Origin of the sequence: Sphingomonas sp. dw_22 (genome assembly GCF_018449795.1) — a bacterium.
Lineage (GTDB): Bacteria > Pseudomonadota > Alphaproteobacteria > Sphingomonadales > Sphingomonadaceae > Sphingomonas.
In genome coordinates this window covers 20,053-33,972 of the sequence record NZ_JAAVVE010000047.1, presented here as the reverse complement: position 1 = coordinate 33,972, position 13,920 = coordinate 20,053, and the positions used below count along the sequence as shown (strand labels likewise).

General features: G+C 65.6%; 14 protein-coding genes. 10 read left to right on the top strand and 4 right to left on the bottom strand.

The window, feature by feature from the left end; genetic code table 11:
• Both HB724_RS17095 and HB724_RS17090 read left to right on the top strand, forming a co-directional pair.
• A partial coding sequence (locus tag HB724_RS17095) for a M1 family aminopeptidase (RefSeq protein WP_275956600.1) occupies window positions 1-1,863 on the top strand: 1,863 nt, incomplete at its 5' end.
• 132 nt (window positions 1,864-1,995) lie between these two features.
• A complete protein-coding gene (locus HB724_RS17090) occupies window positions 1,996-2,757 on the top strand; it encodes an NRDE family protein (protein WP_213982153.1) in 762 nt (253 codons plus the stop codon).
• A 24-nt stretch (window positions 2,758-2,781) separates the two neighbouring features.
• Here HB724_RS17090 and HB724_RS17085 read toward each other — a convergent pair whose 3' ends face one another.
• Window positions 2,782-4,404 (bottom strand): oleate hydratase, encoded by a 1,623-nt coding sequence (locus HB724_RS17085; protein ID WP_213982152.1) that lies wholly within the window; start codon window positions 4,402-4,404, stop codon window positions 2,782-2,784.
• 224 nt (window positions 4,405-4,628) lie between these two features.
• Here HB724_RS17085 and HB724_RS17080 point away from each other — a divergent pair, with 224 nt between their 5' ends.
• Window positions 4,629-5,150, top strand: a complete 522-nt coding sequence (locus HB724_RS17080; RefSeq protein ID WP_213982151.1) for a DUF308 domain-containing protein — start codon at window positions 4,629-4,631, stop codon at window positions 5,148-5,150.
• Between the two features lie 3 nt (window positions 5,151-5,153).
• Here HB724_RS17080 and HB724_RS17075 read toward each other — a convergent pair whose 3' ends face one another.
• Together HB724_RS17075 and HB724_RS17070 are read right to left on the bottom strand one after the other, a co-directional pair.
• Window positions 5,154-6,488, bottom strand: coding sequence for a HAMP domain-containing sensor histidine kinase (locus HB724_RS17075; protein WP_213982150.1), 1,335 nt, complete (start codon window positions 6,486-6,488; stop codon window positions 5,154-5,156).
• 6 nt (window positions 6,489-6,494) lie between these two features.
• The gene (locus HB724_RS17070) at window positions 6,495-7,169 is read right to left on the bottom strand and encodes a response regulator transcription factor (RefSeq protein WP_213982149.1); all 675 of its coding nucleotides are present in this window, start codon (window positions 7,167-7,169) and stop codon (window positions 6,495-6,497) included.
• 293 nt (window positions 7,170-7,462) lie between these two features.
• Here HB724_RS17070 and HB724_RS17065 point away from each other — a divergent pair, with 293 nt between their 5' ends.
• The 7 genes from HB724_RS17065 (at window position 7,463) to HB724_RS17035 (ending at window position 12,979) form a co-directional block, all read left to right on the top strand.
• A complete protein-coding gene (locus HB724_RS17065; protein ID WP_213982148.1) occupies window positions 7,463-9,871 on the top strand; it encodes a TonB-dependent receptor in 2,409 nt (802 codons plus the stop codon).
• 302 nt (window positions 9,872-10,173) lie between these two features.
• Window positions 10,174-10,491: an AtpZ/AtpI family protein gene (locus HB724_RS17060; protein ID WP_213982147.1), complete on the top strand. Its 318-nt coding sequence runs from the start codon at window positions 10,174-10,176 to the stop codon at window positions 10,489-10,491.
• Between the two features lie 40 nt (window positions 10,492-10,531).
• Window positions 10,532-11,317 carry a F0F1 ATP synthase subunit A gene (locus tag HB724_RS17055; RefSeq protein WP_213982146.1) on the top strand — a complete coding sequence of 262 codons (786 nt, stop codon included), beginning with the start codon at window positions 10,532-10,534 and terminating at the stop codon, window positions 11,315-11,317.
• 45 nt (window positions 11,318-11,362) lie between these two features.
• Window positions 11,363-11,590, top strand: coding sequence for a F0F1 ATP synthase subunit C (locus tag HB724_RS17050; RefSeq protein ID WP_044330387.1), 228 nt, complete (start codon window positions 11,363-11,365; stop codon window positions 11,588-11,590).
• Between the two features lie 52 nt (window positions 11,591-11,642).
• On the top strand, window positions 11,643-12,134 hold the full coding sequence (locus HB724_RS17045; RefSeq protein ID WP_213982145.1) for an ATPase: 492 nt from the start codon (window positions 11,643-11,645) through the stop codon (window positions 12,132-12,134).
• Window positions 12,127-12,684: a hypothetical protein gene (locus HB724_RS17040; RefSeq protein ID WP_213982144.1), complete on the top strand. Its 558-nt coding sequence runs from the start codon at window positions 12,127-12,129 to the stop codon at window positions 12,682-12,684. The genes HB724_RS17045 and HB724_RS17040 overlap by 8 nt, the downstream gene beginning before the upstream one ends.
• A 115-nt stretch (window positions 12,685-12,799) precedes the next feature.
• Window positions 12,800-12,979, top strand: a complete 180-nt coding sequence (locus HB724_RS17035; RefSeq protein WP_213982143.1) for a hypothetical protein — start codon at window positions 12,800-12,802, stop codon at window positions 12,977-12,979.
• Between the two features lie 189 nt (window positions 12,980-13,168).
• On the opposite strand, the gene HB724_RS17030 is transcribed toward HB724_RS17035, so the two are convergent.
• Complete coding sequence (locus tag HB724_RS17030; RefSeq protein ID WP_256731588.1) at window positions 13,169-13,915, bottom strand: methyltransferase; 747 nt, start codon at window positions 13,913-13,915, stop codon at window positions 13,169-13,171.
• Between the last annotated feature and the right edge of the window lie 5 nt (window positions 13,916-13,920).

Genomic DNA, 13,920 nt, shown 5'->3' with positions numbered 1-13,920 from the left:
GTCGTCGCCGTCGCGACGGGCGGCTTCCTCTATTACAACATGAATATCCTCAATACCTATCGGACGCAGGAAGACCGCGAGAAGCAGCTCGCCGATTACGAGAAGAAATACCTCAAATACGAGAAGCTGCTCCAGCCTTCGCTGACCGATATCCGCATGGACGTGGCGCTATATCCCGCCGAGCGCCGGGCCGAGGCGCGCGGCAGCTATCGCTTCGTCAACGATACCGGCGCGCCGCTCCGCGAACTGCATGTGCGGCTGACCGATTCCGACACGCGTATCCTGGCGATCGATATCCCCGGCGCCCGGCTGGCGATGGACGATGCCGATCTCAGATACCGCATCTATCGCTTCGCCGCACCGCTCGCGCCCGGCGCCACCGGCACGCTCGCCTTCCGCACCGAGCGCTGGCAGCGCGGCCTGCGCGCGAATGGTGACGACACCCGGCTGGTGGGCAACGGCACCTTCCTCGACAATTCGGAGTTCGCGCCGCAGATCGGCATGGGCCGCGACGGCCTGCTGAGCGATCGCGTCAAGCGCCGCAAATACGGGCTGCCGGCCGAACTGCGCATGGCCAAGCTGGAGGACATCTCCGCGCAGCGCCGCAACTATGTCGGCGACGCCGATTGGGTGCATTCGGACATCACCGTCTCGACTAGCGCCGACCAGGTGCCGATCGCGCCGGGCGACAAGGTTTCGGACGTGACGGCGAACGGCCGGCGCACCGCGCATTTCGTCTCGCCCGCGCCGATTCTCGCCTTCTTCTCGATCCAGTCGGCGCGCTATGTCGAGAAGAGCGAGCTGGCCGACGGCGTGCGCCTCTCGGTGTTCTACGATCCCAAGCACGCCTATAACGTCGATCGCATGCTGGCGGCGATGAAGGCATCGCTCGGCTATTATCGCGCGCATTTCGGACCCTATCAGTTCGATTACGCCCGGATCATCGAGTTCCCGGGTTATGCGACCTTCGCCCAGGCGTTCGCCGGCACCATCCCCTATTCGGAGCGCATCGGCTTCATCGCCGACAATGGCGATGCCGACAGCATCGACTATGTCACCTACGTCACCGCGCACGAGCTGGGCCATCAATATTGGGCGCACCAGATCATCAGCGCGGACATGCAGGGCGGCACGGTGCTGGTCGAGACCATGGCGCAATATTCGGCGCTGATGGTGATGAAGCACATGTATGGCGAGGACAAGATTCGCCGCTTCCTGAAATACGAGCTGGACAATTACCTGCGCTCGCGCGGTTCGGAGCGGATCGAGGAACTGCCGCTCGATCGCGTCGAGAACCAGCCCTACATCCATTATCGCAAGGGCGCGGTGGTGATGTACCTGTTGCAGGACCGGCTCGGCGAGGATCGCGTCAATCACATGCTCGCGCAGCTGCTCGACAAATATCGCTTCAAGAGCCAGCCTTATCCGCGCTCGCTCGATCTGGTGAACGGCTTCCTGTCGCTCGCGCGCGATCCGGCCGAGCGTGAACTGGTGCTCGATCTGCTCGATCGCATCACCGTCTACGACCTGAAGGCGAAGACCGCGAGCGTGCGCAAGCTGGCCGATGGGACGTTCGAGACGCTGCTGACGGTGGATGCGGCCAAATTCTATGCCGGCGGCACCGGCGTGGAGAAACCCGCGCCGCTCGCCGATCAGATATCGATCGGCCTATTCGATGCGCGCCCGGGCCTTGGCGCGTTCGCCGCCAAGGACGTGATCGCGATGCAGCGCATGCCGGTCAAATCGGGCCAGCAGGTGATCCGCATCCTCTCGAAGCGCAAGCCGGCCTTTGCCGGAATCGATCCGTACAACACGTATATCGATCGGAATTCCGACGACAATGTCGTGGCGGTGACGGGGTGACGGCAAGGATTGCCGTCGATCCGGGGACATAGCTTCGTGATCGCGCACCGCCTCGCGACGATCCGCGATGTCGCCGGGCGCGGCGATGGGTGGCGGCTTGACCGGTCGCGGATGCCGGGCGAGGCTTAGGCGATGTGCGTGCTTGCCCTGGCGTGGCGATCGCATCCCCGCTGGCGGCTGGTGATGGCCGGCAATCGCGACGAGCTGCACGCGCGTCCGGCCGCGCCGCTCGCGCGCTGGGAGCATCCGGATCATGTGCTCGCGGGAAGGGATCTGCAATCGGGCGGAACCTGGCTCGGCGTGTCGGAGCGGGGGCGCTTCGCGGTCGTCACCAATCTGAGGGGCTATGGCGCGCCGGAACCGGGCCGGGCATCGCGCGGCGCGCTCGTGACCGATCTGCTGTCGGGTTCGGGAAGCTATGCCGATCCCGGCGCGGTGCGGCTTTCGGATTTCAACCCGTTCAACCTGATTATGGCCGACGGCGGGGAGGCCAGGTTCCTTTCGAACCGCCCGGAAACGATCCGGAGCATCCTGGCGCCCGGCCTCTACGGCCTGTCCAACGGCACGCTCGACGAGCCCTGGCCCAAGACGATGCGGCTCAAGGAGATCCTGCTCGACTGGATCGTCGCAGGTGCCTCCCGGCCGGAAGCGCTGCTCGACGGCCTGTGCGAAGAGACCCTGCCCGATATCGGCCTGCGCCCGACGATGCGCTCCGACATTCCGCAGGAACCGACGCTCTCCCCGATCTTCATCCGCAACCCGGTCTATGGGACGCGCTGCAGCACGGTGGTGGCGATCGACGACCAAGGCCGCGGCATGATCGTCGAGCGTCGCTATGGTGCGGCGGGGGAGGCCGTGGGAGAGATCGCCTTGTCCTTCTCCTGGCCGCTCTGAGCCGAACCAGGTTGCCAGGCGCGGTCAGGCATCCATGTCGTGCAGCGCGCGAAAGGCCCGGTAGAGCACGCGCGGATCATATTGCCCCTTGAAGACGGACGGCGCCTCGCGATCGAGGCCCAGCAGGCGATAGGCGGCGGTCTGCGCGGATCGCACCGAATATTCGACGGTGAACACGACGTCGTCCGGCTGCTCGCAATATTGTCCGGTGAAGGCCAGGTTGGTCCAGCCCTGCGGAATCACCTCGGGGCGGTCGCCATGCTCGCGGCGGAGGAACTGGCTGGTGATGAACGGCATCATGCAGGGAATGCAGGTCGCCGTATCGAGAAGCGCGGCCGTCCGGCCGGCGGCGCCGAGATGGCCGATGATCTCGGTCATGATCTCGCGCCCGTTGCATGCCGACATGGGCTTGGGGACGAAATTGCCGGGCTTGTCGACGGAGAGGCCATAGCCCCAGAAGACCTGCACGTCCTCGGGCTGGCCGCTGAAATGCGGCTGGTGCGGCAGCACGATCGAAGCCAGCCAGTTCGATTGCGGGAAGGTAATGAGGCCGCCTTCGCCCGGCACGTTGCCGGTGAGATCGCGGACGAGATCGAAGAAATCCCGGCTGTGCAGCGTCGTCGTGAACGACAGCCATTTGGATTCGCCGACATGATCAGCGAAGACCGCCGGCCGGCCGAATTCGGGGTGCCCCTCGGCGATCTTCTCCCATAATGTCCAGGCGCCGCCATCCCGCTTGGTTCCGAGATCGGCGGAGCGGTCCATGCCGCCAAGGCTCGACCCCTCGGTCATCGAGCCGAGCGTCACGATCACCCGGTCCGCCTCCTTCAGCAGGATCTCGGCATGGAGGTTGCCGCGCCGGCACAGGATCCGCTCGACGCGCTTGCCGCCGGGGCCTTCGCCGGCAACGAGATCGGTGACCTGCACGCCCAGCTCGAAGCGGACGCCATGCGCCTTGAGCCATTTTTCGAGGGGGAGGACCATCGAATCATACTGGTTGTAGACCGTCCGCATGATGCCGTGCAGATGGTTGAAGCCCGATACCATGTGCGCGAACCGCACCAGATAGCGCTTGAACTCGACCGCGCTGTGCCAGGGCTGGAAGGCGAAGGTGGTGCACCACATGAACCAGAAGTCGGTCTGGAAGAAGGAAGGATCGAACTGATCGGCGATGCTGGTCCGCTTGAGCATCGCTTCGGGCTCGATCGCCAGCCGCTCCAGCGTCAGGATATGCCCCTCGCTCAGCCCGAATGCGGGCGCGTCGACCCGGTGGCCGTCGCGGAACAGGCGGGACTTGGACGAGGTCTTCATCGTCTCGTTCCAGGCGAAGATCTCCTGGGTGACCGTCCGGCTCTCGTCGAGCGTCGGGATCGACGAAAACAGATCATAGGTGCACAGATATTTGCTTTCGAGCATCCGGCCGCCGCGCAGGACATAGCCGTCGGCGGGGTTGCCCGCGCCGTCCAGGCTGCCGCCGAGCCGGTCCGTTTCCTCGAGGATGGTGATGTCGCGGCCTGCAATATCGCCGTCGCGGATCAGGAAGGCCGCTGCCGCCAGCGAAGCGATGCCGCCGCCGACCAGGTAGAAATGCCCGGACTCGCCACCACCGGAATCCCGTGCATTGGGCTGTGCTGCTGAACTGGACATGCTTTGCTCCCGATACCGCGCCGGGCTCGCGACCGGCCTCTGGATGATCTCCGCACTGGACGCGTGATGCGTGCCGACCAATGGGTATAGTTACGGAATGCCGGATCGGTGGGGGCCTCCTAACCCTCTCCTGCGGGGCGGTCTTGCCCGCATGGGAAGGGAAACGCACCATGGCAGAGTTTGCACGGCAATCGCGATGGGGGTTGGGCAGCGATCCTCTGGGCTTGCGGGCCGCGCGCGGCTGGCTGGTGGCACTGGGTGCCGCGCTCGTGCTCTTGGGCCTTTGCGCCTCGGCCAACCTGTTCCTCGCGACGGTCGCGACCACCTACTATGTCGGCGCGATGATGCTGGTCGGCGGCGTGTTCCAGATCCTCCACGCTTTCGGCACCCGGAAATGGGGCAGCGCGGGCCTGTGGCTGCTCAGCGGCGTGCTCTATCTGCTGGCGGGGTTCGCGGTCTTCTCCGATCCGTTGTTCGCGGCGGCGGTACTGACCCTGTTCCTTGCCGTCTCGCTGGGATTCTCGGGATTGCTGCGGCTATGGGTCGCCATCGGTGCCGGCGTCGCGGGCCGGGGCTGGATGGTGGTTTCCGGGATCGCCAGCATCGCGGCGGCGGTGATTATCGGCCTCGAATGGCCGGTCAACACGCTCTGGATCCTTGGCCTGATATTGGCGGTCGACCTCATCTTTCAGGGCGTCGCGCTCCTGGCGGTCGGCTTGTCGGTGAAGACGCCGCGCGGGATCTGACTGCTAGGCTGCGGGAAGATTGATCGTCACCTTGAGCCCGGGGTCTGCATCTCCAAGCGCGATCTCGCCGCCGTGAAGGCGGACGATCGCCGCGACCAGCGGCAGACCCAGGCCATGGCCCTTGTGCATGTCGTCGATCGTCAGCCGTTCGAATCGGCGCATCGCGGCGACGCGATCGCCCTCGGCGATGCCGCGGCCATTGTCGGCGACGATGATCGTGGCGCGCCCTCCCAGCGTCGACACCGATACCGAGACCGTCGTTCCGGATGGCGTATGATAGAGGCAGTTCTCGATCAGGTTCGCCAGCATCTGGTTGAGCAACTGCCGGTCGCCTTCGATCCTGACGCCCTCGGCAGCGCGAACCAGGAGCGTCCGGCCCTGTTCCTCGATCGCCGGGGTGTAGGCGGCGGCCAGATCCTCGACCAGCGGTGCCAGCTCGATCCGTTCGAACCCGCTGCGCCGATCGCCGCCTTCGATTTCGGCGATGCGCAGGAATGCCGCGAACAGGCTCAGCATGTCCTCGCTCTGGGCCAGCGCGGCGGCGATATCGGGCTCTAGAGGGTCGCCCTGGGCGCGCCGTGCCAGCGATGCCAGGCTGTTGCGCAATCGCGACAGGGGCGTGCGAAGGTCATGCGCCGCGTCGTGCGCCACATGGCGGATGCCGGCCATGAGCTGCTGGATCCGATCGAGCATGCGGTTGAGCAGTTGCGCGTGATTGTCGAATTCGCTGCCCGAGGCATCGACGCGCATCCGGCGATCCATGTCGCCGTCCATGATCGCCTCCACGGCCTCGCGCATGTCGGCGATGCGGCGCCGGATCGTCGTGGTGAGGAGGATCACCCCGATCGTGACCATGGCGGTGATCGTTCCGAGCCCGAGCAGCAGGACGCGGATGAAGATCGAATCGAAATTGTCGATCGGCTCGCTTTCGGCGATCATCGCCAGGACATGGCCCGTGCCGACCGGGACGACGAGCGCGCGCCCCCGGACGACGCCGGGGATATGGTCGTCGCGATCGATCGGCGAGAAGCCGGCCGGTGGCAGCCTGATGGCGAGCGTGCCCGCCACGCGACGGCCGGCGCGATCGACCAGCATGAAACCGACATCGCGCGATTCGCGGCGGCTCTCCAGCGCCTCGATGCGCTGGACGATCGCCGGCAGGTCCGGCCGTGCCGATCCGCCGACGAGAGCGGAAGCCTCGCTGGCGAGGCGTCGGTCGACTTCGCGGTCCAGCGTGTCATGCGTGACCGCATAGATCGACAGGCCCACCAGGGCGACGGTGGCGACGAACACCAGCAGGAACGCCAGCCCCAGGCCGCGCAGGGTGCGGGGGCGCATGCGGGGCTAGCGGCGGATCATGTAGCCGACGCCGCGCACCGTCTCGATCGGGTCTTCCAGCCCGTCGATGTGCAACGTGTCGCGCAATCGCTTGACGTAGGAATCGACGATCTTGGCCCTGGGCTCGAAATCATAGCCCCAGACCTTCTCGATCAGCATGGGGCGGGTCATCACCCCGCCGGCGTTGCGCACCAGCTCGGTCAGCAGCTTGAACTCCATCCGTTGGATCTCGATCGGCCGGCCCGATCGCCACAGCCGGTGCTTATGCACGTTGATCTCGATATCGCCGGCGCGCAGGATCCCGGTGTTGAGCGAATCCGTCGGGCGCCGCAGGATCGCGCGGAACCGCGCATCGAGCTCCGCCGCATCGACCGGCTTGACGAGATAGTCGTCCGCTCCGGCGTCGAGGCCCTCGATCTTCTCGTCGCGCGCGCCATAGGCGGTGAGCATGATGATCGGCGTCTCGATCTTGGCGTCGCGCAGCCAGCGGATCACCGACACGCCGTCCATGTTGCCGATCAGCATGCGATCGACGACGATCCCGTCGAACCGGTCGTTCGATACGCGCGCGAATGCATCGCGGCCATTGTCGACGATCGCCGACTGGTGTCCGAGCGCGTCGAGATCGCGGACCAGCATCGTCGCCAGCGGCTGGTCGTCCTCGACAATAAGCAGATGCATCCGGCCTGATCTCCACCGATTCGCGCGAACTCCGGGCAGCGATTGCGTGCCCGCCGCGACGGATTGGATATAGCCATGCGCGCGCCGTTCGGATAGTTTCCCCTGCGCGGAGGCAATTCCGGCGCGATCTTCGGGCGCTGAAACAAAACTGCCTCAATCCCGTCTCGAAACTTTCACGGACCGCATTCCCCGGGGTGACCGGTTCGCAACTGCGCCGTCATACGGCCTACCTAGATCGTTTCCCAATCAAGAGTGAGGGGCGCCGGACGCCCCCCAAAAGGGAAACCATCAAAATGCTTCATCAAAAGACGGGCACGCGCCTGCGGCTGCTTCTGGGCGTCTCCATCCTGGCATGCACGGCAGCTCCGGCGCTGGCCCAGACCCAGGCGTCGGACGCGCCGGCGGCGTCGCCCGACCAGGCGGCCCCGGGCGACGGAATCGACGAGATCGTCGTCACGGCCACGAAGCGCGAGACGAACCTTCAGGAAACCCCGATCGCCATCTCGGTGGTGAGCAGCGAGATGATCGCCGACCGGCACGTGCAGAGCCTGTACGACCTGGCCGACGGCGCGGTGCCCAGCCTGCGCGTCGCGACCTTCGAGGCGCGCCAGACCGCGCTGACGATCGGCATTCGCGGCATCGTGCCGCTCGACGCCAACCAGCCCGCGCGCGAGCAGGGCGTCGGCATCTATGTCGACGGCGTCTATCTCGGCCGCCAGCACGGCCTGAACGCCGCGCTGTTCGACGTCGACCGGATCGAAGTGCTGAAGGGCCCGCAGGGCTCGCTGTTCGGCCGCAACACCGAAGGCGGCGCGCTGAGCATCGTCACCAAGGCGCCGACCGGGGTGTTCGACGCGCGGATGACCGCGGGCGTGAGCAATTATGGCGGCTATAATGCCGATGCCCATATCGACCTGCCCGAATTCGCCAATATCGCGATCAAGGTGGACGGCGTCGTCCAGTATCAGGATCCGACGATCAAGAACCCGCTCGCCGGCCAGACCGGCTGGAATTATTTCGACCGCCGCGGCCTGCGCGCCGATGCGCAGTGGAAGCCGTCGAGCAGCTTCACCGCCGATTTCGCCTATGACGTCGGCTATGACGCGAACAGCGCGTTCTACAGCCAGTTGCTGAACGTCAACCCGAACCATTGCGTCGCGGGCGCCGTGGCGGCCAACTCGCCCTGCAGCCTGCCCGGCACCAACTTCGCGACGCTGACCGGCACCGTGCCGTCGGTGCCGTCGATCGTGGTGGTCGATGGCGACACGCGGATGAAGACCGCCGATATCGGCGTGCCGCAGCAGCCCAGCGTCGACAAGACGCATGGCTATACCGCCCATCTCGCCTGGGATGTCGCGCCGCACCTCCAGTTGCGCTCGATCACGGCCTGGCGCGGCGTCAGCTCGATCCAGTGGGACAATTCGGGCGGCGCGCACCGCGTGCCGACCTATGCGCCCGGCGGCGCGTTCAGCCGCTACAGCCTGGCCGATCTCTACCAGCACCAGTTCAGCCAGGAATTCCAGGCGGTCGGCAGCCTGGACAAGATCGATTACGCCGCCGGCCTCTATTATTTCAACGAATCCGCCAATGACGATGCGGCCACGCCGAATTCGAACACCTGGAACGCGACCGGCACCGGCTACACGATCAACGATCCGACCAGCCAGGAGCCGGGCCACCGCTCGATCGACCGCGCCAGCTCGGCCCATTCGAAGAGCTATGCGATCTTCGGCCAGGCGACCTATTCGCCGATCGACACGCTGCACCTGACGGTCGGCGGGCGCGGCACCTGGGACGACAAGAGCGGCTATCTCTTCACGGTCAACAACATCGCGCGTCCCTGCGATCTCTATTGCTTCTCGCAGAAGACCAGCCGCTTCAATCCGATGGCGACGGTGGCCTGGGACGCGGCACCGGGGATCAACCTCTACGCCAAATATTCGACCGGCTATCGCGCGGGCGGCGCAAGCTCGCGCTCGGTGACCTATCGCCAGTTCGGGCCGGAAGACGCCAAGTCCTATGAAATCGGCGCCAAGACCGAATTCTTCGACCACCACGCCCGGCTCAACCTTGCCGGCTACATCATGGATCGCAAGGGCAGCCAGATCGACTTCAGCTCGGTCTCGTCGGATCCGATCACCAATACGAATCGCAACACGGTCGAGACGATCAATGCCCCCGGCATCACCCGGATCCGTGGTATCGAGGCGGATCTGACCGTGAACCCGGTGAACGGCCTGACCCTCACCGGCTCCTATGCCTATACCTACACCAAGATCCCGCCGGTGCTGAACCCGTTCACCGGGGTCGTGCAGAACGTCTATATCGTGTTCACGCCGCGCAACGCGGCAAGCGGCGCGATCGACTATGCCGTCCCGGTCGCCAATATGAGGGTCAAGCTGCACCTCGACGCGAACTATTCGCAGGCCACCCAGACCTTCGACCAATATGCCACGACGAACGACGCCTCGTTCATCGTCAACGGGCGGCTGTCGCTCGCCGATATCGACCTGGGCGACGGTGCGAAGCGGCTGACCGTGTCGATCTGGTCGCGCAACCTGTTCAACGAAGCCTATGTCTATCGCCGGGATCCGTCGAACAGCCTGCCGAGCCTCACCGGCAGCATCAGCGGCGTGCTTGGCGACTATGGCAACTTCAACGCGCCGCGCACCTTCGGCCTCGAAGGCTCGATCAAGATGTGACGCGGTAGCCGGCAGGTGCGCCGTGGGAAAACACGGCGCACATTGCCCGGTGCTGTTCCAAGGCCCGGACGCCCATCGGCGTTCCGGGCCTTTTCGTTTGGCGATCGGATCGATTGCGAATCGCTCCCCAGGCCGTCCGCGCCGAATCCTCCGCTGCGAGCACTTGGCCGTTGCTGCGGGCAGGGGAGCGGATCGCTGGTGTTGACTTAACCGTCCCCCCTTCCTAAACGGCCCCTGCCTTGGCGGGCTCGCCCTTGGTACATGCGCTGGACCCTGCCGGAGACGGCAAATGGAGAGGCGAAATGGCCGAAAACGAGCCCGGACTGGAACCCCTCCAAGAGGATGCGCGCCTCAACTCGCTCGACGAGCGACTGCGGCAAGCAAAATCGGACGAGGCGATCAGGAATGGCGGGGGCACCGATAAAGGCCAGGCGGATTACAACCTGGGCAATCGCGTGCTGGCCGAACTGGTCGGCGGGATGGCTGGAGGTGCGCTGATCGGGTGGGTGCTCGATCGGTTTCTGGGAACCTCCCCATGGCTCCTGCTCGCGCTGCTCTTCTTGGGCATCATAGCGGCGTTCAGGAACATCATTCGGATTTCGAACCAGCGCTCGAAGTGACTCTTCGGGCGCTTTGGCTAAATAGGGCGGACAGACAAGCGTGGCGGCTGAATCAGGCAAGATCGACCCGATGCATCAGTTCGAGGTGCAGACGATCTGGGATCCCGGCTTCACCATTGCCGGGCACCATATCGCCTTCACCAACTCGGCGCTGTGGATGTGCGTGGCCGCGGTGGCGCTCTGGGCGTTCATGCTGATGGGCATGAAGCGCCAGGTGATCCCGACTCGCGGCCAGATGCTGGTCGAGAATTTCGTCGGCTTCATCGATGCGCTGCTCGCGCAGAATGTCGGCAAGGAAGGGCGGAAATACCTGCCCTATATCTTCTCGCTGTTCATGTTCATCCTGTTCGGCAACATCATCGGCCTGCTGCCCTTCGGCCTGGTCGGCGTGCATCCCTTCACCTTCACCAGCCATTTCACCGTGACCGGCGTATTGGCGATCATGAGCTTCTCGATCGTGCTGATCGTCGGCTTCTGGAAGCATGGGCTGCACTTCTTCTCGCTGTTCGTGCCGCACGGCACGCCGCTGTGGCTGATCTGGCTCATCCCGGTGATCGAGTTCGTCAGCTTCATGGTCCGCCCCTTCTCGCTGGGCCTGCGACTGTTCGTGGCGATGATCGCCGGGCACATCCTGCTGAAGGTGCTGGCCGGCTTCGTCATCAACGCCAGCAATGCCGGGATCATCCCGGGCCTGGGCGTCGGCATCCCCAGCTTCGCGCTGATGGTCGGCATCTCGGCGCTGGAGATACTGGTCGCCGGCATCCAGGCCTATGTGTTTGCACTGCTCACGTCGCTGTACATCAACGACGCCGAGCATCTGCACTGAGTTTATCTTACCCAACCAACGAAATCGAAGCAGGAGTTATTTGAAATGGACGCAGAAGCAGCAAAGCTGATCGGTGCAGGTCTCGCGGCGATCGGCGCCGGCATGGCCGCCATCGGTGTGGGCAACGTGTTCGGCAGCTTCCTCGAGGGCGCGCTGCGCAATCCCGGCGCGGCCGACGGCCAGCAGGGCCGCCTGTTCATCGGCTTCGCGGCCGCCGAGCTTCTCGGTCTGCTCGCGTTCGTCGTGGCGATGATCCTGATCTTCGTCGCCTGAATTTTCCGGTTCGGGCCGGCCCTGCGCCGGCCCGCATCTGGATGGGATAGCAATGCCTCAGATTTCCCAGCTCGCCGAAACCTTCGCGTCGCAGATCTTCTGGCTGCTCGTGACGTTCGGCTTCGTCTTCTTCGTCGTGGGCAAGTTCATGGTGCCCAAGGTGCTGTCGACGATCGACCAGCGCGACCAGTCGGTCGCCGGCGATCTCGCGGCGGCCGAGGCTGCCCGTGCGGCGGCGGACCAGGCCGAGGAGCGCTGGCGGGCTGAGGAGAACGCCGCGCGCGAGGCGGCGCAGAAGCGCATCGCCGATGCCCGCGCCAAGGGTGCGGCAGCGGCCGAGAAGACCCTCGCCAAGGGCAATGCCCAGAACGAGGCGCGCATGGCCGAGGCGGAAACCCGCATCGCCGATGCGACCAGCGCGGTGATGGCGGAGATCGAGGCGGTCGCGGCCGATGCCGCGAAGGACATCGTCTCCCGCCTGTCGGGCACCAAGGTTACGGCCGCGGAGGCCAAGAAGGCAGTGAAGGCGGCGCTCAATGGCTGAACAGGCTCCCCATTCGGCGACCACGGAAGCCCCGGGCGGCGCGGCGCACGAGGTCGATCCGTCGGTGTTCGGGCTCGACGCGACCGTCTGGGTCTCGATCGCGATGACTGCGTTCATCCTGATCCTGCTGTGGAAGAAGGTGCCGGGTCTGGTGACCCGCGGCCTCGACAATCAGATCGCGGCGATCCGCACGCGGCTGGAGGATGCCAAGCAACTCCGCGCCGAGGCCGAGGCGCTGCGCGACGAATATGCCCGCAAGATCGCCGGTGCCGAGAACGAGGCCGCCGCGATGCTCGCCCATGCCGAGGAAGAGGCCAAGGGCGTGCTCGCCAAGGCCGAGGCCGACGCCAAGGATCTGACCGCGCGCCGCGCCAAGATGGCCGAGGACAAGATCGGCGCCGCCGAGCGCGCCGCGCTCCAGGCGATCCGCGCCAAGGCCGCCGATGCCGCGACCAGGGCGGCCGCCGCGATCATCGCCGAGAAGCATGGCGCCGACGCCGACAAGGCGCTGGTCGACCAGACGATCGCGGGCCTGGGCCGGCTCAACTGAGCTTTGGTCCGGGGGCGGGCGTTGCCCGGCCGATGAAATCCCTTAAAGACGGCGCGATGCAATTCCGTCGCGCCTTTGGAACCATGGTGCTCCGGCTTCGGGAGGCCGCATAGCCATGCGCTGGCTCCGCCTCGGCACGGCGCTGGTGATCGTGCTGATCGTGGCGATGCTCGCGGTCGTCTGGCATTCGGCCGGCCGCGATGATGGGGCGGAAGCGATCAAGGCGCGCGCCGAGGCCCAGATGCAGCGCATCGAAGCCGAAGCGCAGCGGCTGGAGAATGCGGCACGGGAATAGCGGCTTCCGGAGTTCCGCCACCGTTGACAGGGCAAATGGAATGACGGGGATTGGTGGATAGCTGCCATCCTGGCTTCTTCTCCCTCTCCCCTTTGGGGAGGGGGGCGGGGAGAGGGATTTAGATCCGCAATCGGATCGGAAGCGGCCACCAGCTTATGAGCTTGCGCCTTAACCTTCGCGGGAAAGCCCTCAGTCCTGGCGAGGCTTGCGGAACTTGAAGACGAACTGGTCGGTCTTGCCGCGGATCGACGGGTCGAACACCTTGGCCGTGTGCGGATCGGCGGGGTTGGCCAGCAGCGGCAGCGACCCCTCGAACTTGAAGCCTGCCTTCTCGATCTCGGCGCGCGCCGCTGCCGGATCGATGCGGTGGAGCGTGTCGGGCGCGGCCATGGCCGGATCCGCATTGGCGGCATGGTCGATGACCAGCAACACGCCGCCCGGCTTGAGCGCCGCGTAGAGCCTGGCCGCGACCGTCGCGGAGAGGTCCGCCGGGAAGCGCTTGAGATGCAGGTCGTGCCAGTTCTGCACGGTGACGATCGCGTCGAGCGGCTCGGGAAAGGCGAGGTCGGCGAACGGCGTGTTGGAGAGGGTGACGTCCTTGTAGGTGCCGGGGATCGCCAGCACCGCATCGTCGAGCTTGCCCTTGGTGAACTCGGCCGGCTGATAGCCATAGACATGGCCGTGATCGCCCACCGCGCGCGCCAGGATGCGCGTCCAATAGCCGCCGCCCATCACGAAGTCTGCGACCTTCTGCCCCGGCTTGATCCCGGCAAAGGCCAGTATCTCGCCCGGATGGCGGGCGACGTCGCGTTCCGTGTCGGTTGCGGGACGGGCCGAATCTGCCAGCGCCGTCTGGATCGCGGGCGGCACGGTTTGGGCAAAGGCGAGGGGCATGCCGAGCGCGAGCAGCGCGGCGGGCAGGATCACGAGCTTCATGGCGT